This window comes from Ignavigranum ruoffiae, from assembly GCF_023195815.2.
GTDB classification, from domain to species: Bacteria; Bacillota; Bacilli; order Lactobacillales; family Aerococcaceae; genus Ignavigranum; species Ignavigranum ruoffiae.
This window is the reverse complement of record NZ_CP096206.2, coordinates 1-24,496: the sequence shown is the minus strand read 5'-3', so window position 1 is coordinate 24,496 and position 24,496 is coordinate 1. Positions and strand designations below refer to the sequence as shown.

Genomic DNA, 24,496 nt, shown 5'->3' with positions numbered 1-24,496 from the left:
TTTATTCTCCTTCAATGATTTGGATGGCATCTTCAACCAACTGATTGAATCGATCGTACTGTTGACTTAAGTACAACCAGCCCATCAAGGCCTCGAATCCTGTAGCCTGACGATATTCACCTATCGAAGCATTTTTTGCTTTAGTATTCGCCTTATGGTTACGCCCCCGTTTATAGATATTAATTTCTTCGTCGCTTAAGCAGTCACTAACATGGAGCCAATATTGGATGACTTTAGCTTGCGCCTTGGCTTCGACGTATTGAACACTGGCTCGATGTAACTGATTAGCTTGGCGAATACCTTGTTCTAGAACATATTGACGAATTTTTAATTCATAGGCACTATCGCCCAAATAAGCTAAAGCCACCCCATTTAATTGATTTACATCCATTGATTGCTCCTTTAATTCCTATAGTTATTGACGTTTCCAAACCGTTCCTTGGGGAGTATCATCTAGTTCCACACCCTGTTCTTTCAAATGTTTACGAATCTCATCTGCTCTTTGATAATCTTTATTTAGGCGTGCTTGTTTGCGTTCCTCAATTAAGGCAATAATTTCTGCATCCAAAATTTCTTCTTCATTCTCAAAGATCAAACCAAAAATACTTAACAAAGTCTCCAGACGATCAAGCATCATTTGTAGGCTGGTCCGTGAGCATTGAGTTAGACTGAGATAGCGATTCATCTCTTTAACCATCTCAAAAATAACAGTCAGACCATTCGCTGCGTTGAAATCATCATCCATAGCTTGAACAAAATCTGCTTCATGTTGACGAATTTTGTTTTGCCATTCTTGATCAGTAGAGAGCGCATCAGCCAGATTCTCATCTTTTAATCGTAAAGATAAGCGGCGATGCAATTCTTTTAAGCGATTAATATTAACTTGGGCCTCTTGAACCGTTGTATCATCATAACGTAGAGGACGACGGTAATGAACTGAAGCTAATAGATATCGAACGACTAGGGGATCTACTTCGTTTAACATATCTCGTAACAAAACAAAGTTTCCTAATGACTTACTCATCTTTTCATCTTGAGCACCTACAGTGACAAAGCCATTATGCATCCAATAATTGGCAAAGGTGTGACCACTGTGAGCCTCTGATTGAGCAATTTCATTTTCATGATGCGGGAATTCCAAATCTTGTCCACCACCATGAATATCTAATTGTTCGCCCAAGTATTTGGTTGACATGACTGAACATTCAATATGCCAACCTGGACGGCCAGGTCCCCAAGGTGATGGCCAGGAAATTTCATCTGGCTGGCGATTAGCCTTCCATAAGGCAAAATCAATCGGCGCTTCCTTCCGTTCAGTCTCATCAGTATCAACCCGCTGACTAGCACCTACTAATAGTTCTGACACCGATTTATTCGATAGTTTGCCGTAATCATCAAATTTTTGGGTTCTAAAGTAGACGTCACCATCAGCTTCATAAGCAAATCCTTGATCCACCAAATCTTGAATAAAATCAATAATTTCTGGAATGTTTTCCATTACGCGGGGGTGAACATTGGCAGTTTTAATATTGATTTTTTGAGTATCTTCTTTGTAGGCGGCGATATATTTATCAGCGAGCTCTTTCGGCGACAACCCTTCTTGTTTAGCAGCTTTGATGATTTTGTCATCCACATCGGTAAAGTTGGACACATAGTTAACTTCATATCCGCGATATTCTAGATAGCGCCGAATGGTATCAAAAGCCACAGCACTCCGAGCATTACCAATATGAATATAGTTATAAACCGTGGGCCCACATACATAGAATTGTACCTTTCCTTCTTCAATCGGTTTAAATACTTCTTTTTGTCGAGTCATTGTATTATAAATTTCAATTCCCATGCTCTTCCCCCTCTGTTCGATAATAAATACATTCTAACACATTTCATCATGCAACTTGAACGGTTTTCTACTTGGCCCAGGGATGAATCGCAACTGACTATGATCGGAAAAACTTTGTCATCTATAGGAAGACTGATCATTAATAAAATTATCTACTGATTCCCTCAAGTTAGAAAATTAGTTCAACTTAAACAGGCACCCTACTAATATTTTTTCATGCATGCTGTGATGTTGGCGAGCTTTTATCTTCCTGGATCAACTTTGGAACAATTTCTATTTCGGGAAAAAACAGTCAAGGAATCCATACCACATAGTAACGACAAAAAGAGATCCACCAAGTCACATGGATTTAACCAATGGCTGGTGGATCTATATCAGTGTAGCGTTAATAAATAAGTCAACGGCTAATTATAATTGTTGCAGGACTTGTTGAATATGGTCTAAGACCTTTTCCTTACCTAACACTTCAATAACCTTGGCGAGTTCTGGACCATGCATTTGTCCACTGACCGCAATCCGAATTGGCATAAATAACTTACGGCCTTTGATGCCTGTTTCCTTTTGAATTTCTTTGATAAGAGGTTTGATATTTTCTTCGGTAAAGGAAGCCAGGTCGAGATTTTTTAATTTTTCTGCCATAGCTTCAATAACTGTCTTAGCTGTATCGACCGATGCTTCTTGACGAGCCGCTTCATCAATCTGCAATGTCTCATTGAAGAATAATTGTGATAGGTCGGTGATTTGCGCTCCATAACTCATCTCATCATGATATAAAGAAACTAATTTCTCTACCCATTCATCATCTTCAGGACTTAGATTTTCTGCTACTAGCCCGGCTTTTTGTAAATGCGGTAAAGCCAATTGAGTCACTGTCTCTAAGTCAGCTTTCTTCATGTAAGTATTGTTAATCCATTCCAACTTCTTCACATCAAAAGCAGCTGGTGAAGTGGATAAGCGAGAAACATCAAAGATATCGATGAGTTCTTCTCGACTGAATATTTCTTCTTCTCCCTTAGGTGACCAACCTAACAAAGCAATAAAATTAAACATAGCTTCTGGCAAATACCCTAATTCACGATATTGTTCAATGAATTGGAGAATAGATTCATCACGCTTACTTAATTTCTTATTCGTTTCACTATTTATAATCAAGGTCATATGACCGAAACGAGGATATTCCCAATCGAAAGCATCATAGATCATCATTTGTTTAGGAGTATTGGCAATATGGTCGTCTCCCCTTAAGACATGGGTAATTTCCATTAAATGGTCATCGATTACCACGGCAAAGTTATAGGTTGGATAGCCATCACGTTTTTGAATAACCCAATCACCAGAAACTGATTTAGATTCGAATTGGATCGGGCCCTTCACAATATCATCAAAGGCATAGGTTTTGTTTTGGGGAACACGGAAACGAATGACTGGCTCACGACCTTCCGCTTCGAAGGCAGCTTGTTCTTCTTTGGTTAAATGAGCATGTTGTCCTCCGTAATGGGGCGCCTCGCCTCGAGCTTGTTGGGCTTCACGCTCAGCTTCTAATTCCTCTTCGGTCATATAACATTTATAGGCCTTATCTTCCGCCAATAATTGATCAATATATTTTTGATAAATATCTAAACGTTCAGATTGGCGATAGGGTCCATAAGCGCCAGGATTGACTGCCGATTCATCCCAATCCATCCCTAACCATTCAAGATTTTCTAATTGGCTGCGTTCACCATCGGCAATATTACGTTTTAAATCGGTATCTTCAGTCCGAATGATAAAATCACCTTGATGATGTCTGGCAAATAAGTAATTAAATAAAGCTGTTCTTGCATTACCGATATGAAGATGTCCGGTTGGACTTGGTGCATATCGTACCCGAATTTTAGAACTCATTCATTACGACTCCTTTTTTATTATTGTTATCTTTAAGTCTATCACTTTACCAATAGACCCTCCAGTTCAGTTGACAATTTCTTATTTTGGTTTAGCAAAGATCATCCGACCCGCCGCTGTTTGTAAGGCGCTCGTTACTACCACAGGGATCGTTTCGCCCATATAGAGCTGCCCGTCTTCGACCACAATCATGGTACCATCTTCTAAATAGGCCACACCCTGTTTGCGCTCAGTACCCTCTTTAATCACCTGAACCATCATCTCTTCCCCAGGAATAAATACTGGTTTAAGTGCGTTAGCCAATTCATTGATATTAAAGACCTTCACTTGTTGGAATTCACTAACTTTGTTCAAGTTATAATCATTAGTGATAATCGCCGCCCCTAATAATTTTGCCAGACGGACTAATTTACTATCCACTTCTTTAATATCATCAAAATCACCTTCATAATATTCAATGGGAATAGAATCATCTTTCTGCAGTTCATTTAAGATATCTAATCCGCGTCGACCTTTGGCCCGTTTCAAGCCATCCGAAGAGTCGGCAATTAATTGTAATTCATGTAAAACAAAATTAGGAATGATTAAGGTCCCCTCGATAAAATTCGTCTTAACAATATCAACAATTCGGCCATCAATAATCACGCTGGTATCAAGTAATTTGTAAAGAGCTTCCCCCGACTTAGATTCGGTAAGCTTAGCTTGTTTACCTTTTTCAGAAAAACTAAACGGACGATCCTTAGCAAAAAAATGACTCACACTGGTTACAATCTCTTCATGTTGAGTCGCAGCAATATTATAGCCAATATAGGCCAAAATAATTGAAAGTACAATTGGTAAAGTACTGGAAATAAATGGGATATTTAAACTGACAAAAGGTAAGGCAATTAGATAACCAATGATTAATCCCAGAAGTGTTCCAATGGCTTCAACAATTAATAAAGAGGTCGTTTGCCGATGGGTCCAATCGATAATCCGACGTGTCACTTTATCAATAAAAGGTAGCAACAACCCGCCTAATATCATAAAAATAAGTCCAAAAATAAGTGCGTTAAACAATGGGTTGGTTAAGATTACATTTTTTATATTAATCGCTTGCCACAAAGCTTGTCCAATGGTTAAACCAAAACTTATGCCCACAATTGCTGAAATAAATAGCACTACTTTTTTTAACATCATCTCACCCCCTTTGCTAAATCTTATTATAAAACTTTATCGCGGAAAAACTAGTCTTACGGCTTCTTGAATCGTACTAATTGGAACAATCTCAATCTCATAATCTGTTTCTAACTGGTCCTGATTATTTTTAGGAATGAAGATTCGTTTAAAGCCTAACTTATCGGCCTCTTTAATTCGATCGCGGATTTGATTGACTCTGCGAATTTCTCCTGTTAGACCAATTTCACCCACAAAGCAATCCGCCACTTTAGTCGGCCGGTTCCAGTAACTAGATGCAATACTCATCGCCAAAGCTAAATCAATGGCTGGATCATCTAAACGAACACCACCTGCCGTTTTAAAGAAGGCGTCTTGATTTTGGACTAACAAACCGCAATGTTTCTCCATTACAGCCAAAATTAAAGAAACTTTCTGATATTCCATACCACTACTGGTCCGCTTAGCATTCCCAAAGACGGTGGGAGTCATTAGGGATTGAATTTCAGCCAGGACCACCCGGCTCCCCTCCAGGGCAGGCACCACGATGGAGCCAATGGCTCCCGGTAACCGTTCTTCCAAAAACATTTGCGAAGGATTGGTTACTTCTTTTAAGCCCGAGTCCAGCATCTCAAAGACACCCATTTCATTCGTCGAACCAAAACGATTCTTTACAGCTCGCAAAATGCGGAAACGATTGTACTTTTCTCCCTCGAAATAAAGAACTGTATCCACCATATGTTCTAACATTCGTGGTCCAGCTATATTCCCTTCCTTGGTAACATGACCAACGATAAAGATTGCGATTTGATTATCTTTAGCTATCCTCATCAATTGACCGGTGACTTCTCGAACTTGGGATACAGAACCGGCAATTCCTTGATGATCTGGCAAAGTCATCGTTTGAATCGAGTCAATAATTACAATCGTTGGCTGAGTTTTATTAATTTCGTTAGCAATAATCGTAAGATCCGTCTCAGCTAATAATAATAATTCAGATTCTTGTACTGATAAGCGATGGGCTCTTAATTTTATTTGGCTTAAACTCTCTTCGCCGGATACATATAGAAGTTGTTGATTCTGCTCGGCCAATAACAAGGATACTTGTAATAATAGAGTGGACTTGCCAATGCCAGGATCTCCACCAATCAAGACTAAAGATCCTGGAACGATGCCCCCACCTAGGACACGATCAAATTCTGCCAGCTTACTGGAAATTCGTTCAGCCTCCATCAGAGGAATATTCTGTAAAGTGCTGGCTTCTGGATGGTTGGCTGATCGTTGAGTTAAATTCGACAAGGTATTCGATGCAGGTTCAGGTGCAACATATTGCTCTTCTAAAGTATTCCAGCCACCACAATTTGGACACCTGCCTAGCCATCTTGGTGATTCATAACCACAAGCTGTGCATTCGTAGATTACTTTTTTCTTTGCCATTCTGACTCCTTTATCGTCCTGAAGATCCGAAACCACCTTCACGTTGACTTAAGCCGCCTTGATCGCCATCAACTTTTAAATACTTGGTAAAAATTGCTTGAGCGATGCGGTCCCCTTTTTTTATTTCCCGATCTTTTAAGCCATAATTAATTAATTGAACAAAGATATGCCCTTCATTCTTTGAATTATTATAGTAATCCGCATCAATAATGCCTACGCTATTGGGTAAAGTGAGGAATCGTTTCAAGGGATTACTTGATCGGTTGATAATCTGAAGATATTCATCTTCTTGCATATAAGCCTTTAAACCGGTAGGGACTAAACTCGCTTTAAAAATCTCTTCATCAAATTTATGCTCAACATCCTCTGTCTTATTAATTTTAGCCCAGAAATATTTAAACAATTGCTCCCAATAGGAGGGGATAATAATGGTCTCAGCAGCTTGAATATCATAGCCTGCGGCATGATGCGTCGACCTATAAGGCAGTTGAATGTCCTTTGATTTAAATGCAGTTACAATTTCAAAACCACGAATTTTTTGCATCATTTGGTCACCTCCTATCCTAATTATTCTATCAAAAAAATTGAATCAAGTGATAATTTCTTGAAGATTCGAGGCTATCTTCATGCTAAATACCGAAATCTGAAACGAAATACTTTTCAAAACTATAAGCTACTATATCAATTTATTAATAGGTCATAAAGTATTTTTCAATTTCCCATTGAGTGACTTGTTGAATGTACTCGGCATATTCTAAACTTTTTTCTCTGATAAAGGCGTCAGAGATATGACTTCCTAACGCAGCCAACATGTCAGGTGTTTGACTTAAATAGGCGACTGCTTCACGTAATGAGGCTGGCAATTGATCAATATGATGTTCAGAGCGTTCTTGATCAGACATGGCGTAGATATTTTGATTAACTGCTTCAGGTGGCATAATCTTTTCTTTAATTCCTTTTAATCCCGCCGTGAGTAAAACCGATAAAGCTAAGTAAGGATTGGCTGACGGGTCAACACTACGTACTTCAATACGGGTTGAATTGCCTCTTGCTGCAGGAATACGAATAAGCGGAGAACGATTTTGTTGCGACCAAGCAATATATACTGGTGCTTCGAAACCAGAAACTAAACGTTTATAGGAATTGACGGTAGGATTAATAATAGCAGTATAGGCTTTAGCATATTTCATTAATCCCCCAATAAAGTAATAGGCCGTTTGTGAAAGTTGGTCAACGCCATCAGGATCATAAAAGGCATTTCCTGCTTCCGTAAACAAAGATAAATTGAAATGCATGCCTGACCCAGCTAAGCCATGAATTGGTTTCGGCATAAAAGATGCGTGTAAATTATGACGATGGGCAACATTTTTGACGATGAGTTTAAATATCTGGATGTTATCACAAGCAGTTAAGGCATCACTATACTTCCAATCAATTTCATGTTGACCAGGGCCACACTCATGGTGACTAGCTTCAATTTCGAAACCTAGATCTTCAAGCTCTAGGACAATATCTCGTCGAGTATTCTCAGCTGAATCCATCGGCGCTAAATCGAAATAACCTCCTTGGTCATTCAATTCCATCGTAGCATTCCCATTTTCGTCATTCTTAAATAAGTAAAATTCTGGTTCTGGTCCTAAATTAAAGGAAGTAAAGCCCATTTCTTCCATTTCTTCTAAGACGCGTTTTAAGTTCGTTCTAGGGTCCCCAATAAAAGGTTGACGTTTTGAAGTTTCAATATCGCAGATTAAGGAAGCAACTTTGCCATTGCCTTCCTGCCAATTATAAACTAACCATGAATCTAAATCGGGAATTAAATACATATCACTTTCTTCGATACGAACAAAGCCATCGACTGAAGAGCCATCAAAAGTCATATTATTTTCCAAAGCTTTCTCTAATTGAGAGAAGGGGATTTCAACATTTTTGATCATGCCCATAATATCGGTGAACATTAAACGGATAAATCGAACTTCGTTTAGGCGCGCATCCTCCAGGATACTTTGTCGATTCCATTTTTTCTCAGACATACTATTGCCTCCTTTTAATAATGTGACCATTATAAAAATACTATGGGCATGGGTCAAAGTATTTTTGTAAACTTTCAAAAATTTTTTAAGCTTTGTTCATAAATCGGATTGAAAGCGATTTGTAATATAAATTTATAGAGAATGTGTTACAATAAGAAAAAATATGAGGAGGCCCTTTTTGTGCATGAAAAATAAATATCATAACTTTTTTGCAGCAGGCCTTAGTCTTATCATCATCCTTATTGGGTCCGTCATTGTTTTCTATTTAAATGACATGACGGTGAAAAATCAAACCATTGTAGAAAATAACCAACAGGAACCAGAAGAAACAACCAGTTTAGTGATGGAACCTGACAGCTCGCAGGGATCGCTCGTGACGGGAAGGCAAATTCAAAAACCCTTATCCCAAGCTTTGGTTGAATATAATCCTGATAACCCAGAAACCATTGATGAAGTAAAAAAGATTAATGAACAACAATTCGAAAATAATTTAGTTGAGTCTCAAGACGAAATAGTTTCCGCTATTAATGCAAATAACCTAGATATTGAAGAGCTAGGCTATCTTTTTTTACCGGAAAATCCAGCTAATTATCCCGAATTGGCCGAAATTCCCCAAATAAATATTCCCTTGATTTTGCAAAAAGATGCCCATTGGCGTAAAACACCTTATGGTACTAATACCACACGTCAATTAGGCGAAAACGGGTGTGCCATCGTTTCTTTGGCCATGGTACATTCAAGTCTATCTGGTCATTACCAAGAACCCCAAGACATTCTTGATTGGTCTAAAGAAAATTACTATGTCGATAATCAAGGTACTTCTTGGCAAATTTTTGGTGATTTTGCTGACGCTTTTGGCTATCAATTCATGAATTATGGAAATGATTTCTATCAAGCCATGGAAGCCGTCAAACAAGGCGAAGTTGTTGTGGCTAGTGTTAAACCTGGCTATTTCACTGAAATCGGCCATATTCTTGTGATTCGTGGCTACGATAATGGAAAAGTTTATGTCAATGATCCCAATGACAACCCCTTAAAAATGTTTTCGATTCAAGGTATCGATGAGAGTATTTTTTTAGAGGAAGGCCTCAATTATTGGTCATATGCTAAATAAGGAAAAAGGACGTTATCAAATGTTTAACCAATCAAATTCAAATAAATCCCAGCCTTCAGCCTCTTTTGGGGCAAGACTGGGCATTTTTATTTATATTATAATGGCTTCTAGTAAAATACTTGGCGGGCTCTTTTTTGATTCCCCATCAGTGTATGCCGATGGTTTAAATAATTTATCGGATGTCTTCTCATCTTTGGCTATTTTCATCGGTCTTTTCATTGCCCAACGACCGAAGGATGATGACCATTATTTTGATCATCATAAGTACGAATCCTTAGCTTCATTTATTGTTGCGATGCTGATGGCTAATATTGGGATTGATGTCATTCGCTCCGCGATTAATCGATTCATTCAACAGGATTTTCCTAATCCCGACTTAAAAGTTATGTGGATTTCTGTGCTCTCATCAATCATTCTATTTATAACTTACAAATATTTGAAAGCTATTGCGACCAAGAATCGGAGTCTGGGACTGAGAGCTACCGCCCAAGATATGTTTACTGACGTGATGATATCGCTTTCAACAATTATTGGGACGTTAGCTGCTAATCGAGGCTATGCTTCCATAGATATATTTATTGCGATATTAGTTGGATTATTAACCATCTATTCAGCTTTTACAATTATTAAAGATTCAACTTTTATTTTATCCGATGCCTTCAATAAAGAAGATTTATTAAAATATCAAGTTGCTGTCGAAAAGCATCCAAGAGTCAAAAAAGTCAGAGCGATTCGGGCACGACGTAGTGGTGTCAATATTTACGTTGACGTCGTGGTAGAAATTGATGGAGCGTTAAGCGTTACTGAATCCCATACTATTACCGAAGAGATAGAAATAATTCTAAACCGACTCTATCAAGTCTATGATACAGATGTTCATGTAGAACCCTATACTAATAAATCTAATCATTACTAGACGTGATGTTGACCCTTTACGTAATCATACGTCATAAGGAAACCCCATCGTTACGAGTAGAAATAACTCGTAACGATGGGGTTATTTTTTCGTAAATGTTAAGTAATTTAAAATTCCGGGACGGGAGCGAAAGATAAACTAGAAAATTTGTTATATTCTTTCTTAAATAACAAAGTAACCGTATCGCGAGCCCCGTTTCTATTTTTTGCTAAGATAACTTCCACAGTATTATCTGGCAAATCGTCGTCACGAGGTCCCTCTTCATCTTCTTGTTGATGGTAGTCTTCGCGATATAAGAACGCTACAATATCAGCATCTTGTTCAATTGATCCAGATTCACGAATATCACTTAGAATTGGCCGTTTATTTTGACGATGTTCCACGCCTCTGGATAATTGAGATAAAGCAATGACCGGTACAGAAAGTTCTTTAGCTAATTTTTTGAGTTGACGTGAAATTTCGGAAACTTCTTGTTGTCGATTTTCTTTCCCTGATCCTTCAATTAATTGCAAGTAATCGATAACAATCAATCCTAATTCTTTAGTTTCTTGTTTTAGTCGGCGACATTTGGCGCGTATTTCATTAACTTTTGTACCTGCAGAGTCATCAATATAAATTGGAGACTCCCGTAATACATTGGCAGCGATTGATAGACTGGTCCATTCATCGTCAGTTAATTGTCCTGTTCTTAAATTTGTTGCATTGATGTTTCCTTCGGCACACAGCATCCGATTGACCAAATCCAAAGCACCCATTTCCAAGGAAAAGATGACAACAGGCACTTTTGACTTGGTAGCCACATTCTGAGCAATATTTAAAGCAAAAGCGGTCTTACCCACTGAAGGTCGAGCTGCGATGATAATCAATTGATCCGGTTGAAATCCTGTGGTCACCCGATCTAAATCAATATAACCAGAAGGAAGCCCAACGATGTCTTGTTTTGTTTCACTTAAGGTAGTAATACGCTCAAAAGCTTCTCCCACAATATTGCGGATTAAGACGGGATGATTGGCATGATTTTTATCCCCAATTGAAAGAATAATCTTTTCACTTTCATCGATAATATTTTCAACTTCATCCGCCTCTGCATAAGCCAAATTAGAGATTTTTTGGCTAGCTGCAATCAAATTTCTGAGTGTCGCTTTTTCTTTAACAATTTTAGCATAATAATCAATATTTTCCGCGGTTGGCGTCGCATATGAAATATCAATTAAATATTCATTACCACCCGCATTTTCTAACTCGTCAAAGGCGTCAAGTTGATTAGCTAAAGTGACAATATCGATAACTAAGTTGTTATCGGCTAGTCTAACCATGGCATTATAGATCAGCTGATGGGCCCTTTTATAGAAATCGTCCATCTCCAAAATCATTTGTAAATTTGCAATTTTCTGTGGATTAATTAAAACAGCTCCTAGCACAGATTTTTCTGCTTCGATATTAAAAGGGAGCTGCTTTTCTTCAAAATTCAAACCTTCCAATCGGAAACCTCCAATTTAAAGCCCTAATGTGTCGAATTATTTCTCAGTGACTTTCAAATCAATATTAGCCAGCACCTCATGATGTAATTTGACTGGCACATTATATCTACCTATAGCAGTAATATTTTCCTTTAATTGAATTTTACGACGATCAATCTCGATATCATATTGTTTCATTAATTCGTCAGCAATTTGCTTAGGTGGAATGGCACCAAACAATCTACCATCTTCACCAATTTTAACCTCGATGGTGACGGTAACATCTTTGGCTTCAATCGCTTTTTTAGTTGCTTCTGCTTCTTGCAATTCTTCTTCAGCAATCCGCGCCTGAGCCTTTTTCTTTGATTTTAATTGGTTTAATGCTGCATTATCAGCCAATATGGCCAGATTATTTTTGATAAGATAATTGCGTCCATAACCCTCGGACACTTCAATAACTTGTCCTTTTTTACCTTGTTTTCTAACATCTTCAAGTAAAATGACTTTCATAATTATTTATCCTCCTTGAATATCTTAATTTCTTCAATAAGCTTTTGATAGGCTTGATCGATATTGATATCTTCAATCTGAGTAGCCGCATTAGACAAGTGTCCTCCGCCACCTAATTTCTCCATAATAATTTGGACGTTAACGGTACCGAGGCTACGTGCACTAATACCAATGGTATGATCATTCCGTCGATAAACCACAAAGCTTGCATCAATGCCTTTAATGGTTAGCATTGAATCAGCTGTTTGTGAAGCAATAATATTATCAATGATGGTTTGATTATCGCCTTTGGTAATTGCAAAATGATCAAACACTTCCATCTTCTCAATCAGACGATTACGCATACTTACGGCTGCATAGTCTTCTTTCATAAGTATCTGAATCTGATCCATATCGGCACCCCGGGATTTCAAGAAACTTGCCGTATCGAACGTTTTAGATCCCGTTCTGGATGAAAAACTATGGGTATCAATCATAATACCAGCTAACAAAGCAGTTGCTTCAAAGGCACTTAAACCTTCTTTTGAATAACGCATATTCATAAAGAATTCTGTCACTAGTTCAGAAGTTGAGGAAGCATAAGGCTCAATATAGGTTAACACAGAGTTCGTTGGGAATTCTTCTCCCCGACGGTGATGGTCAACAATTACTACTTCAGCCATATCGATCAGCTCTTCAGCATCACTTAAGCTCGGTTTATTATGGTCCACCATAATAATCAAGGTTTTCTTAGAAATAAGAGCCTTGGCAGCCTCCACATCTACAAAGGTTTCGTTAACATTTAAATTCTTACTTAAACGTATTAATTCCTTTACATCAGAATTAAATTCGTCTTCATTGACAACTATTTTTACTGGTCGATTAAACAGCTTAACAATTTTATACATACCTAGAGCCGAGCCGATAGAATCTAAATCGGGGACTTGATGGCCTGTAATCAACACGTTGTCACATTGTTGAATTTGGGTCTGAAAGGCTTGAAATATGAGTTTTGAGCGAATATTTGACCGTTTCTGCGTTTGTTGGGTTTTCCCGCCATAGAAACGAGCTTTATCATATTGGGATTTCACCACAATTTGATCGCCACCTCGACCTAAGGCTAAATCTAAGTTTGCTTGAGCTTGTTTGGCCAAATCATTGATTCGATAATCTACTTCTTCTTTACTTGGATAAGCAATTCCGATACTTACAGAGACAAGTATATTTTGTAGGTTATTTTTCTTTTTAAGCTCATCAAAGAATTTAAATTTATTTTGTTCAAGTTCAGCTAAGGTAGCTAGATTCATTAGTAAAATGAATTTCTCATCATCTATTCGTTTACTATAAATATGATAGGTATTGGTCCAGTAATTAATTTCTTTCAATAAGGTTGCGTCAAAATCAGCTGCCTCTTGATCATCTAAAGTTTCAATGACCTCATTGTAATCATCTAACAATAAATAACCAAAGACCAAACGATCATTTTTTCGTTGTTCTTGAATATTGACTTCATCACTGACATCAATAAGAAACAATCTACCATCAGCTTTTTGATGGAGTGTTTTATAATATTTTGAATAATACTTAATAATATGCCAATGCTTATCATCTTCTACAGCAAAGAATTGAGAAATTTGTTCGTCAATCTCAGGAATATATTCTCCTAATACGTCTTTCTTACCAATGATATTCTGCATCGAAGTATTCAACCAACGAATTCTTTGTTTATCATCATAAAATAAAATTCCTAGTGGACTACGATTATATGAATCTTCATGGGCTTCTCGTATTTCTTTAGATAGATCATTTGCTAGAGCATTAATATTTTGAACGAATGTTTCCATATTAAAATACAAAAAAGCCAGCACAATGAGCAGTAATAATAATAGTAAGATTCCTGTTTTCCAATCATTGATCATGGCAATCGTCATAATAATGATGTAAGCCAGCGTTACCGTATAGATTTGCCAGGAAATTTCCAAAGAATGGAAAATAGAAAAAAATCTTTTGATTTTTTCTTTTGAGAACATGGTTCACCTCATTTCAATATGTTTAATTTTATCATATTTACAGCACCATTACTATGCTAGCTAGTTTGTTTCACGTGAAACAAAAAAAGATCCCGAAGGATCTTTTACGATTAATCTTGTACGGTAAATGGTAGTAATGCCATAATACGCGCACGTTTAATTGCAGTTGTTAAAGCACGTTGATGTTTTGCACAAGTTCCAGTTACACGACGAGGTAAAATTTTACCTTTATCGGAAACGAAACGTCCTAACAATTCAACATCTTTATAATCTGGATGGTCGATATGATTTGCACAGAAATAACATACTTTTCTTCTGCGTCTTCCTCCACGACGTTGTGCCATTATTCTTCCTCCTTTACACTTTGTGCCATTGCTTAGAAGGGAAGGTCGTCTTCTGATATTTCAATTGGACGTCCATCTTCCACGAATGGACTTTGAGAAAACTGATTGTCAAAATTATTGTTAAACGATTTGTTATCGAATGATGACTTATTATTGTTATATTGATTTGTGTTATCAAATGTCGGACTAGAATAAGAGTTGTTTGAATTATTAGATACAGGTCTTTGTTCTGTAACTGATCGAGGCTCTAAGAGATGGAAGTTATTCACAACCACTTCGGTAACATACACACGTTGACCTTGTTGATTCTCATAATTACGGGTTTGAATCCGTCCTTCAACTCCAATTTGAGATCCTTTACGGGTAAAATTAGCTAAGTTTTCAGCTGCTTTCCGCCAAATAACACAATTAATAAAATCTGCCTCACGTTCACCTTGTTGATTAGTAAAACTACGATTAACCGCTAAAGTAAATGTTCCTACCGCTACTCCAGAAGAAGTGAATTTTAAATCTACTTCTCTAGTCAGCCGTCCCACTAATTGAACAGTGTTCATATTTTACATCCTCCTCAATGTTTCACGTGAAACAAAATTAATCTTCAATTTTAACAATCATGTGTCGTAAGATATCGCGATTAATACGTGCTAAACGATCAAATTCATCAATAGCCTTTGCATCTGAAGATTCAAGATTAATGAGATGGTAAATACCTTCTTTATAATCATTGATTTCATATGCAAGACGACGTTTAGCCCAATCTTTTGATTCGATGATGGTTGATCCATTGTCTGTAACAATAGCATCGAAACGTTCAACAAGTTCTTTCTTTGCATCATCAGTCATATCAGGACGAATAATGTATAAGATTTCATACTTTGCTGTTTGGCTCATGTCTGCACCTCCTTTTGGTCTATTGGCTTTAATATGAAACATTAAAGCAAGGAGAGTATTGAAAACAATACTCACACTTGCCTAGTTTACAGCAAACGGTAAATAATAGCAAGAAAAAATGAGATGTGTATCGGTAAAAATACATATCTCATTCGAAAAAATTATTCTGCTGAATTTGACTCACTTTCTTCATTTGAATCTTCTAAATCATCAGCATCATCTTCTTCAGCAATAATTTTTGTGACCGAAGATACAATGGAATCTGAATTCATCCGAATCACTTTCACTCCAAGAGTGGCGCGAGATGATTCAGGAATATCATTACTATCTATGCGAATAGCTACCCCTTGATTGGTCATAATTAATAAGTCTTCACTACCGTCAGTCACTAGAATACCGGCTAATTTTCCACTTTTTTCAGAAATATTGGCTGTTTTTACGCCAAAGCCGCCCCGATGTTTAATTGAATATTCTTCAGCAAGGGTCTTTTTACCATATCCTTTTTCACTGACTACCAGGACGTGTTGATTGGCAGCTAATGAAGCTCCTCCAATCACATAATCAGCCGATCTTAATTTAATGCCACGAACGCCAGTAGCGGTCCGACCCATGACTCTAACTTCTTCTTCAGGGAAGACGGTGGCATTTCCTTCATGAGTTCCAATAACTATCGCTGCATGACCATCGGTTTCAATCACATTAATTAACTCATCTTCATCTTTCAAATTAATCGCAATCAGACCATTCGTCCGAATATTAAAATATTCTTGAGCCAGACTACGTTTCACGGTTCCATCACGGGTAATAAAGAACAAATAGCGTTCTCGTTCAGAATAACCAGTCTCTTCTTCTCTCGGTTTAACAGCAATGACCTCTTTAACAACTTCATCTTGTTCGATATTCAATAAATTCACTATAGGTAAGCCTTTAGCTTGTCGACCAAATTCTGGAATATCGAATCCTTTGGCTCGATAAACTTTCCCATAATTAGTAAAGAATAGCAGAGTATCATGGGTTGAACAAGAAACTAGGTTCTGAATACGGTCGTTATCGGCTAAGGTCATTCCCTTAACCCCACGTCCTCCACGATTCTGAACATGGAATTCATCATTAGTCATCCGTTTAACATAACCATTGGTCGTTAAAGCTATCAAAATATCTTCTTCGGGGATTAAATCTTCATCCTCTATATCGATAATTTCTCCTGAAACAATCTCGGTTCGACGCGGATTACCAAATCGATCTCGAATTTCAATTAATTCATCTTGGATAATTTCATAGAGACGATCTTTATTTTCCAAGATTTCAGTTAAACGAGCAATAAGTTCCAATAGTGACTTATATTCTTCTTCAATTTTGTCTCGCTCTAAACCTGTTAAGCGCACCAAACGCATATCTAAAATTGCTTGAGCTTGGATATCAGTCAAACTAAAACGTTCAATCAATTGAGCTTTAGCTACCTCACTATCATGGGATGAGCGGATAATTGAAATAATTTCATCAATATGGTCTAGGGCAATGCGTAAACCTTCTAAAATATGAGCTCGATCTTCAGCTTTTTTCTTCTCAAATTCGGTTCTCCGCCGAATCACAATTTCTTGGTGCTCAATATATTTTTGTAAAATTTCTTTAAGGCTTAATATCTTTGGAACCCCTTGATCAATTGCCAACATATTAATGCCAAAGGTAGTTTGTAATTGAGTATATTTGTATAAATTATTAATGACCACTGCTGCTGAATTTTCACGTCGAACTTCAATCACAATCCGCATACCATCACGACTAGATTCATCATTAGCGTATGTGATTCCTTCAATTTTTTTATCCCGAGCCAATTCAGCAATTTTTTTAACGAGATTGGCTTTATTTACCCCATAGGGTATTTCAGTGATAATAATTCTTTCGCGATCATGAGCTAACTCTTCAATTTCTATTTTTGAGCGAACTAAAATCTTGCCTTGACCTGTTTTATAGGCTTTTTTAATACCGGCTCGACCCATAATCATCGCTCCGGTAGGAAAATCCGGTCCGGGTAAAACTTCTAGAATCTGATCCAAAGTAGCTTCTGGGTTCTTTATTAATAAAATAATAGCATCAATGACCTCTGACAAGTTATGAGGCGGAATATTAGTAGCCATACCGACAGCAATTCCAGCGGCCCCATTGACCAGTAAATTAGGGAAGCGTGCCGGCAGAACAACCGGTTCACGCTCTTCTTGAGAATAATTGTCCTGAAAATCAACCGTGTCCTTGTTAATATCTCTCAACATTTCCAGAGCAATTTTACTCATTCGCGACTCTGTATACCGCATGGCCGCAGCCCCATCACCGTCGACCGAACCGAAGTTTCCATGTCCGTCAACTAGCATCTCCCGATAAGAGAAATCTTGTGCCATTCTTACCATCGCTTCATAGATTGCTGAATCACTATGAGGATGATATTTCCCCATCACATCACCGACAATCCGGGCCGATTTTTTATGAGGTTTATCTGGCGTCACACCTAGTTCACTCATACCATAAAGAATACGACGGTTGACTGGTTTTAAGCCATCACGCACGTCAGGCAGGGCACGAGAAACAATGACACTCATAGCATAATCAAGAAATGACTTACGCATTTCTTTTGGTAGGTCTACTTTTTCATAATCATCGCGTGGGGTGAAGTCAATATTTTCTAAAGTCATGATTTACTCCTTTCAACTAGAATAAATTAAATATCTAAATTCTCAACGTAAATGGCATTTTCTTCAATAAAGTTACGTCTTGGTGGAACTTCATCACCCATTAACATTGACATCACTTGATCAGCTTCCTCGGCATCATCAACAGAAACTTTTAATAGGCGACGATTTTCTGGATTCATCGTAGTTTCCCATAATTGTTCGTAATCCATTTCCCCCAAACCTTTATACCGTTGCACTCGATATTTGGCATCGGGATTTTCTCTTTTCCAAGCGGTTAATTCTGCATCAGAATCGATGTAAATAGCCTTTTTTCCATGTTTAATTTGATAAAGAGGGGGTTGAGCAATATATACATAGCCCGCATCCAAAAGAGGGCGCATAAAACGAAAAATTAATGTTAACAACAATGTCCGAATATGTGCACCATCGACATCAGCATCGGTCATAATAATTAATTTGTGGTAGCGAGCTTTGCTAACATCGAATTCAGAACCAAAGCCAGTGCCCATCGCCGTGAACATTGAACGAATTTCTTCGTTGGCCAAGATGCGGTCCATGGTTGCTTTCTCAACATTTAATATTTTACCTCGAATAGGTAAAATAGCCTGGTACATTCTTGATCGACCTTGCTTAGCTGAACCTCCCGCTGAATCACCTTCGACGATAAATAATTCCGATTTTTCAGCATCTTTACTTGAACAATCTGCCAATTTACCAGGTAAGTTAGCAATCTCTAAGCCTGATTTCTTCCGAGTCATCTCTCTTGCTCGCTTAGCAGCATTGCGTGCTTGAGACGCTAATATACCCTTATCAACAATCATCTTACCTATGCGAGGATTCTCTAGAAGGAAAGTTTCAAAATTTTGAGAGAATAGTCGATCGACAATCGTCCTGACTTCTGAATTTCCTAATTTTGTTTTGGTTTGACCTTCAAATTGCGGATCTGGATGTTTAACTGAAAGGATAACGGTCAATCCTTCTCGAGTATCATCCCCATTGAGATTTTCTTCGTTGTCTTTCAACATCTTTTGTCTTCTAGCATAATCATTAATAATCCGAGTCAATCCGGCTTTAAATCCTGATTCGTGGGTCCCGCCTTCATGGGTGGGAATATTATTGGCAAACGAATAGATCTTTGTCCTATATCCGGATGTGTACTGAAGAGCAATTTCCACTTCAATGCCTTCAGACTCATCCTCTAAATAAATAACATCATCAAATAATACCTTTTCCTCCTCATTTAAATATTGAATGTAACTTTTTAAGCCACCTTCATAATGAAAACTTTCACTTTGTTCGCGGTCTTGACGTTTATCTTCTAAACTAATCCGCAATCCTTTATTCAAAAAGGCTAGCTCACGAATACGATCTCTTAAGCGATCATATTTAAAATCTGTCGTTTCAGAAAATATCACTGGATCTGGTGTAAAATTAACCTTTGTTCCAGAATGTTCCGACTTGCCAATGACTTCTAATTCTTTATGGACTACACCGCGTTCAAAAGCAATTGAATAAATTTTTCCCTCTCGATATACTTCAACATTGACTTGAGTAGAAAGAGCATTAACCACTCCAGCACCCACACCATGGAGTCCGCCAGAAACTTTATAAGAAGATCCGTCGAATTTTCCTCCCGAATGCAATACTGTATAGACGATTTCAACAGCAGGACGACCGGTTTTTTCCTGAATATCTACCGGTATTCCGCGCCCATTATCAATCACTGTCACACTATTATCTTTTTCAATGATCACTTCAATATGATCAGCATAACCTGCTAAAGCCTCATCAATTGCATTGTCGACAATTTCCCAGACTAAATGATGAAGACCTTCAATGGAAGTAGAGCCAATATACATCCCAGGTCGCTTTCTGACAGCTTCTAATCCTTCCAATACTTGAATATGACTCGCATCATAGACATTGTTATTTTTTTCTTGTTCTGGCAATGGAAAACACTCCTTATTTATAATTCATTAATGATTCCTTGGTGAACTTGTAATATTTGTGCATGTTGTAAACTCTCTGAGCGAATGCCCTTAATGGTAGCTGTGGTTAAGAACGTTTGAATCTTATCTTCTATATGGTTCATCAAAAGATGCTGTCGATCATCATCAAGTTCAGACAATACATCATCTAATAGCAAAATAGGATATTCCCCGGTGAATTGCTGGAATAATTCGGTTTCGGCTAGTTTTAAACTCAAAATAATGGTTCGTTGTTGACCTTGCGAGGCAAAAAGATCACTGGGACGATTATTGATATAAAAAATTAAATCATCTCGATGAGGTCCAATCAGAGTTAACATACGCTCTTTTTCTTTATCAATGTTGTTCTCAAAATACTCTTTCATTTGTGTTTTTATTTGAGAAAGATCCCCATAATCGATTTGCTTAATGCTAGATTGATAGGACATGGTCAATTTATCCCGTTGATTAGATAAGATTCGGTGAATGGGTTGAGCGATTGTCATCAAACGGTCAATGAAATCCAGACGATTGTTTATAATCACGCAGGCCTCGTCTATTAATTGATCCGTTAACACTTCAAAGAAGGTTTGATCAAATTTAGAACTCTGTCCATAATCTTTCAAATACTTGTTTCTTTGTTTTAAAATCGTCTGATATTTGACTAAAGATTGTAGATATAAGGGATGTGCTTGGCCTAATTCAGCATCGATAAATTTTCGACGTAAACTAGGACCGCCTTTAATCATTTGTAAATCTTCTGGCGCAAATAGAACGACATTTAATTTGCCAATAAAAGCACTTAATTTGGCTTGTTCGATATAATTGACTTTGGCCACTTTTCCTTTAGGATGAAGGATTAATTCTAAGGGAAAAGTGTAATCTTTCAAATGAACTTGAGCTTGGATACTGGCATAATCTTGACCCCACTGAATCAGATCATGATCATGATTGGTGCGATGACTTTTTGCAAGTGATAACAAAAAAATCGCCTCAAGGAGGTTGGTCTTTCCTTGGGCATTCTCGCCAGTTAAAATCGTTAAACCTTGGTGAAATTCTAGTTCAAGAGAATCATAATTTCGATAATGTTGAAGTTGAAGATTGTCAATAAACATTGAAAAAATCACTCAGTTTCATGGTTAGTCAGAAGAATCTTTAAATCTTCTTCTGGCAATTCAATAAGATCGTCGACATATAATTTTCTGCCACGTCGATTCTCAAGTTGGCCGTTGACATAGACAGGGTAGGTTTGTAAATACCATTTCGCCATACCACCACTAGAAATGATGTCATGCTGCTTTAATAGTTGTCCCAAATTAATATATGGCTGACTTAATGACTGTTGGATTGATTCCATAATTCACCTACCCTTTCTTTACTTATATTATACCCAATATTACGATCATTCACAAACCATAATCAAAAATAAATCACTTTGTAAGTCTTACAAAGCAAACTTAGTAAAAATCCCTAAAATATAAAAAAGGCCTAAAAAGGCCTTTTTTTCTTTAAATTTTAGATTAGTAATGTGTCCGAATTGGGGTTAATAATTGAAGAAGTTGATTATTAGCGGTCTCATTCTCATTCTTCTCAGCTGGGGTAAGCAGAAGCGGACGAACTGGAGTTTGGAAACCAATATGAATATCAATCGGACCAAAGGATTTTAAAGCATCTTTCATGTAATCAGGGTTGAAAGAAATCTTTAAATCATCGCCTTCAGCTGATTTAACTTCAATAATCTCTGAAGCTTGGCCACGTTCATTGGAGTTAACCAACAATTCCACTTGTTGGTCATTGATATCTAATTGGACGACATTATTCTTACCTTGATGAGACATTAGACTTGCCCGTTCGATTGCCGCTAAGAATTCTTGTGAATCCACAACGATTTCTGTCTGATGGTCTTGAGGAATGAGACGATTCGTATCTGGGTAATTTCCTTCCAATAAGCGTGAATAAATCACTAAATTGTCCATGGTAAAGATTACTTGTTTATCGGCTACCATCATCTTCAACTGATCTTCGTCTTCGATAATTCTGGATAATTCTTGGACAGTTTTTTTAGGAATGTTTATGGATTCAAAATTTAATTCCTCTTGAGAATATTTAACTGGAATCATTCGCCGACTTAATCGATGGCTATCCGTAGCCACTCCAGATAAGAAATGATCGCCAGAACTTAGATGTAATCCAGTTAATACTGGTCTACTTTCTTGGTTAGACGCAGAAAAGATTGTTTGATTAATCAAATCGCGGAAAAGTAAGGTAGGTAATTCAAGTGTTGATTCTGCTACGATCTCAGGTAAATGAGGATAACTTTGTCCATCAATTCCATTTAAATTAAATACGGCTTGACCAGAACGTATTGTTAATAAATATTGTTCATCGGTTTCAATGGTAATAATATCAGTTGGTAATTTTTTAATTATCTCGCTAAATAACCGAGCAGTTACCACGATAGAACCTGGTTCAATAATTTCTAATTGATAGGCTTCATCATTAGTATCAAGAAAAGCTTCGATGGAAATTTCTGCATCTGAACCAATCAATGTAATTCCATCTTCTTGGGCTACTATTTTAATCCCAGTCAAGACAGGTATTGTTGCTTTTACTGGAACTGCTCTTGTAACATTGGCAAGTTGATTCATAAACGCTTGTCGATGGATTGTAAATTTCATAATAAGCTCCTTTATTAATTAATATATTTTATATAAATAAGTCTTAGTAGTAGGAGGTGTGGATTCTGTGTAAAAATGAATTAAACAGTATTTACTCTAGCTTTATCTTGTGTAAGACCATGTCAATAAGTCCTTGATGAGTTGCGATCTTATCAACAAGCTTATTTTAGTCGATCTTTTAGTTGTTGGATTTCTTCTTGTAAAGAAGCATCTGTTTTTAAGTTAGTTGAAATTTTTTCATAGGCATGAATCACGGTTGTATGATTTTTATTACCAAATTCTTCTCCTATTTTTGGAAAAGAGAGATTAGTAAGTTCACGACTCAAATACATGGCAATTTGGCGGGGGACGACAATCTCTTTGATGCGTTTCTTACCTTTAATTTCTTTATTGGTCACTGTATAGAAATGAGCAACTTCATTAATAATTCGCTCGCAAGTTAGTGGCCGATCGTCTTGTTGATCAACAATATTCTTTAAAGCTTGAGCGGCAAGATCTGTAGTTATTTCTTGACCATTAATTGCAGCAAAAGCTATGACACGCACCAATGCGCCTTCAAGTTCACGAATATTTGAATCAATATTATTGGCGATATAGGTTAAAGTTTCAGAGGAAATATCTAGGTGTTCATTGGCTGCTTTTTTTCTTAAGATAGCAATCCGCGTTTCTAAGTCAGGTGGAGTAATATCTGTGGATAATCCCCATTTAAAGCGACTAATTAATCGGTCTTCCAAATTATCAATATTATTAGGGAGTCGATCCGAGGTTAGTACGATCTGTTTACGATTATTATAAAGGACATTAAAAGTGTGGAAGAATTCTTCTTGGGTTTTCCCTTTATTAGATAGAAATTGAATATCATCAATCAGTAGGACGTCAACATTTCGGTACATTTCACGAAATTCATTTTGTGATCCATTTTGAATACTCGTAATAAAGTCATTAACAAAGGCTTCACTGGTAGCATATTTGATTCTAGCACTGGGATTATTTCTTTTAATCTCATTACCAATGGCTTGCATCAGGTGCGTCTTTCCTAATCCAACGCCACCATATATAAGGAAAGGATTATAAAGAGTGGCAGGATATTCCACGACAGCTTGTGCTGCTCCACTTGCCATTTTATTATCTTCCCCAATGACAAAATTATCAAAAGTATAATTGGGATTAAGTGAAGTATCAGAAAAATAGGCTGGCCGATTCGCTTTATTTACCTGATTGTAAGCAGTGGGGGCAGGTCCTTGATCTTGAACTATCATAAAAGTGGGTTGATATTCTACCCCATATTTATTAAGTGAATGCTGCAGTATATAACCAGCCAAATGTCTTTCCCAATATGTCTTAGTGAGATCATTAGGAACAGCTAATGAGATGGCTTGATTCCCCATACGTAGAGGATATATGGGTTCGACCCAATTTTTGTAAGCATTCTCAGAGAGGAGTTGGCGGAGATATTCAGTCATTTCTTGCCAAAACTGGTCTTTCTCTTCCATGAAGTCACCTCTTTTACCAAATTTAAATGAACTGAAATAATAAGTTAATTGTAACATATTTTGACTTATCCACAAGTT

Annotated in this window: 21 protein-coding genes; 2 read left to right on the top strand and 19 right to left on the bottom strand. The window is 37.2% G+C overall.

The annotated features are described in order from the left end of the window. Position 1: 1 nt before the first annotated feature. The 7 genes from M0R79_RS00105 to glnA form a co-directional block, all read right to left on the bottom strand. On the bottom strand, positions 2-391 hold the full coding sequence (locus tag M0R79_RS00105; RefSeq protein ID WP_248416943.1) for a Mini-ribonuclease 3: 390 nt from the start codon (positions 389-391) through the stop codon (positions 2-4). Between the two features lie 24 nt (positions 392-415). Beyond that, positions 416-1,843, bottom strand: a complete 1,428-nt coding sequence (cysS, locus tag M0R79_RS00100; protein ID WP_248416944.1) for a cysteine--tRNA ligase — start codon at positions 1,841-1,843, stop codon at positions 416-418. Positions 1,844-2,251: 408 nt separating this feature from the next. Beyond that, positions 2,252-3,727, bottom strand: a complete 1,476-nt coding sequence (gene gltX / locus M0R79_RS00095) for a glutamate--tRNA ligase (RefSeq protein WP_248416945.1) — start codon at positions 3,725-3,727, stop codon at positions 2,252-2,254. Between the two features lie 81 nt (positions 3,728-3,808). Then, positions 3,809-4,903, bottom strand: coding sequence for a PIN/TRAM domain-containing protein (locus M0R79_RS00090; protein ID WP_248417165.1), 1,095 nt, complete (start codon positions 4,901-4,903; stop codon positions 3,809-3,811). 36 nt (positions 4,904-4,939) lie between these two features. Beyond that, complete coding sequence (gene radA, locus M0R79_RS00085; RefSeq protein ID WP_248416946.1) at positions 4,940-6,319, bottom strand: DNA repair protein RadA; 1,380 nt, start codon at positions 6,317-6,319, stop codon at positions 4,940-4,942. A gap of 10 nt (positions 6,320-6,329) precedes the next feature. Further along, positions 6,330-6,866, bottom strand: a complete 537-nt coding sequence (locus tag M0R79_RS00080; protein ID WP_375163561.1) for a dCTP deaminase/dUTPase family protein — start codon at positions 6,864-6,866, stop codon at positions 6,330-6,332. A 142-nt stretch (positions 6,867-7,008) separates the two neighbouring features. After that, the gene (gene glnA, locus M0R79_RS00075) at positions 7,009-8,349 is read right to left on the bottom strand and encodes a type I glutamate--ammonia ligase (protein WP_248416947.1); all 1,341 of its coding nucleotides are present in this window, start codon (positions 8,347-8,349) and stop codon (positions 7,009-7,011) included. 274 nt (positions 8,350-8,623) lie between these two features. Here glnA and M0R79_RS00070 point away from each other — a divergent pair, with 274 nt between their 5' ends. Together M0R79_RS00070 and M0R79_RS00065 are read left to right on the top strand one after the other, a co-directional pair. Further along, on the top strand, positions 8,624-9,463 hold the full coding sequence (locus M0R79_RS00070) for a C39 family peptidase (RefSeq protein WP_259560629.1): 840 nt from the start codon (positions 8,624-8,626) through the stop codon (positions 9,461-9,463). Between the two features lie 19 nt (positions 9,464-9,482). Continuing rightward, a complete protein-coding gene (locus M0R79_RS00065; RefSeq protein ID WP_248416949.1) occupies positions 9,483-10,379 on the top strand; it encodes a cation diffusion facilitator family transporter in 897 nt (298 codons plus the stop codon). A gap of 107 nt (positions 10,380-10,486) precedes the next feature. Here the strand turns inward: M0R79_RS00065 and dnaB are convergent, their stop codons facing one another. The 12 genes from dnaB to dnaA form a co-directional block, all read right to left on the bottom strand. Then, positions 10,487-11,860, bottom strand: a complete 1,374-nt coding sequence (gene dnaB, locus M0R79_RS00060) for a replicative DNA helicase (protein WP_375163560.1) — start codon at positions 11,858-11,860, stop codon at positions 10,487-10,489. 36 nt (positions 11,861-11,896) lie between these two features. Continuing rightward, a complete protein-coding gene (gene rplI / locus M0R79_RS00055; RefSeq protein ID WP_248416950.1) occupies positions 11,897-12,349 on the bottom strand; it encodes a 50S ribosomal protein L9 in 453 nt (150 codons plus the stop codon). 2 nt (positions 12,350-12,351) lie between these two features. Beyond that, positions 12,352-14,358 carry a DHH family phosphoesterase gene (locus M0R79_RS00050; protein ID WP_248416951.1) on the bottom strand — a complete coding sequence of 669 codons (2,007 nt, stop codon included), beginning with the start codon at positions 14,356-14,358 and terminating at the stop codon, positions 12,352-12,354. A 110-nt stretch (positions 14,359-14,468) separates the two neighbouring features. Further along, entirely contained in the window at positions 14,469-14,702 is a 234-nt protein-coding gene (gene rpsR, locus M0R79_RS00045; protein WP_092570991.1) for a 30S ribosomal protein S18, read from the bottom strand. A gap of 32 nt (positions 14,703-14,734) precedes the next feature. Continuing rightward, positions 14,735-15,256 carry a single-stranded DNA-binding protein gene (gene ssb, locus M0R79_RS00040; protein ID WP_248416952.1) on the bottom strand — a complete coding sequence of 174 codons (522 nt, stop codon included), beginning with the start codon at positions 15,254-15,256 and terminating at the stop codon, positions 14,735-14,737. A gap of 37 nt (positions 15,257-15,293) precedes the next feature. After that, a complete protein-coding gene (rpsF, locus tag M0R79_RS00035; RefSeq protein WP_092570987.1) occupies positions 15,294-15,593 on the bottom strand; it encodes a 30S ribosomal protein S6 in 300 nt (99 codons plus the stop codon). A gap of 161 nt (positions 15,594-15,754) precedes the next feature. Continuing rightward, complete coding sequence (gene gyrA, locus M0R79_RS00030; protein ID WP_248416953.1) at positions 15,755-18,280, bottom strand: DNA gyrase subunit A; 2,526 nt, start codon at positions 18,278-18,280, stop codon at positions 15,755-15,757. A gap of 26 nt (positions 18,281-18,306) precedes the next feature. Beyond that, entirely contained in the window at positions 18,307-20,229 is a 1,923-nt protein-coding gene (gene gyrB, locus M0R79_RS00025) for a DNA topoisomerase (ATP-hydrolyzing) subunit B (protein ID WP_248416954.1), read from the bottom strand. 17 nt (positions 20,230-20,246) lie between these two features. Next, a complete protein-coding gene (recF, locus tag M0R79_RS00020; protein ID WP_259560622.1) occupies positions 20,247-21,374 on the bottom strand; it encodes a DNA replication/repair protein RecF in 1,128 nt (375 codons plus the stop codon). Continuing rightward, positions 21,371-21,604: a S4 domain-containing protein YaaA gene (gene yaaA / locus M0R79_RS00015; RefSeq protein ID WP_092570981.1), complete on the bottom strand. Its 234-nt coding sequence runs from the start codon at positions 21,602-21,604 to the stop codon at positions 21,371-21,373. Before yaaA ends, recF begins: the two co-directional genes overlap by 4 nt. A 163-nt stretch (positions 21,605-21,767) precedes the next feature. Then, on the bottom strand, positions 21,768-22,925 hold the full coding sequence (dnaN, locus tag M0R79_RS00010; protein ID WP_248416956.1) for a DNA polymerase III subunit beta: 1,158 nt from the start codon (positions 22,923-22,925) through the stop codon (positions 21,768-21,770). 161 nt (positions 22,926-23,086) lie between these two features. Beyond that, positions 23,087-24,418, bottom strand: coding sequence for a chromosomal replication initiator protein DnaA (dnaA, locus tag M0R79_RS00005; RefSeq protein WP_092570977.1), 1,332 nt, complete (start codon positions 24,416-24,418; stop codon positions 23,087-23,089). Between the last annotated feature and the right edge of the window lie 78 nt (positions 24,419-24,496).

Coding starts and splice junctions, on each gene's coding strand:
- radA (WP_248416946.1), bottom strand. CDS start 6,319: ATGGCAAAGAAAAAAGTAATCTACGAATGCACAGCTTGTGGTTATGAA.
- rpsF (WP_092570987.1), bottom strand. CDS start 15,593: ATGAGCCAAACAGCAAAGTATGAAATCTTATACATTATTCGTCCTGAT.
- dnaA (WP_092570977.1), bottom strand. CDS start 24,418: ATGGAAGAGAAAGACCAGTTTTGGCAAGAAATGACTGAATATCTCCGC.
- yaaA (WP_092570981.1), bottom strand. CDS start 21,604: ATGGAATCAATCCAACAGTCATTAAGTCAGCCATATATTAATTTGGGA.
- M0R79_RS00105 (WP_248416943.1), bottom strand. CDS start 391: ATGGATGTAAATCAATTAAATGGGGTGGCTTTAGCTTATTTGGGCGAT.
- ssb (WP_248416952.1), bottom strand. CDS start 15,256: ATGAACACTGTTCAATTAGTGGGACGGCTGACTAGAGAAGTAGATTTA.
- rpsR (WP_092570991.1), bottom strand. CDS start 14,702: ATGGCACAACGTCGTGGAGGAAGACGCAGAAGAAAAGTATGTTATTTC.
- cysS (WP_248416944.1), bottom strand. CDS start 1,843: ATGGGAATTGAAATTTATAATACAATGACTCGACAAAAAGAAGTATTT.
- M0R79_RS00065 (WP_248416949.1), top strand. CDS start 9,483: ATGTTTAACCAATCAAATTCAAATAAATCCCAGCCTTCAGCCTCTTTT.
- gyrA (WP_248416953.1), bottom strand. CDS start 18,280: ATGACTTTAGAAAATATTGACTTCACCCCACGCGATGATTATGAAAAA.
- M0R79_RS00070 (WP_259560629.1), top strand. CDS start 8,624: ATGACGGTGAAAAATCAAACCATTGTAGAAAATAACCAACAGGAACCA.
- glnA (WP_248416947.1), bottom strand. CDS start 8,349: ATGTCTGAGAAAAAATGGAATCGACAAAGTATCCTGGAGGATGCGCGC.
- gltX (WP_248416945.1), bottom strand. CDS start 3,727: ATGAGTTCTAAAATTCGGGTACGATATGCACCAAGTCCAACCGGACAT.
- M0R79_RS00080 (WP_375163561.1), bottom strand. CDS start 6,866: ATGATGCAAAAAATTCGTGGTTTTGAAATTGTAACTGCATTTAAATCA.
- M0R79_RS00050 (WP_248416951.1), bottom strand. CDS start 14,358: ATGTTCTCAAAAGAAAAAATCAAAAGATTTTTTTCTATTTTCCATTCT.
- M0R79_RS00090 (WP_248417165.1), bottom strand. CDS start 4,903: ATGTTAAAAAAAGTAGTGCTATTTATTTCAGCAATTGTGGGCATAAGT.
- dnaN (WP_248416956.1), bottom strand. CDS start 22,925: ATGAAATTTACAATCCATCGACAAGCGTTTATGAATCAACTTGCCAAT.
- rplI (WP_248416950.1), bottom strand. CDS start 12,349: ATGAAAGTCATTTTACTTGAAGATGTTAGAAAACAAGGTAAAAAAGGA.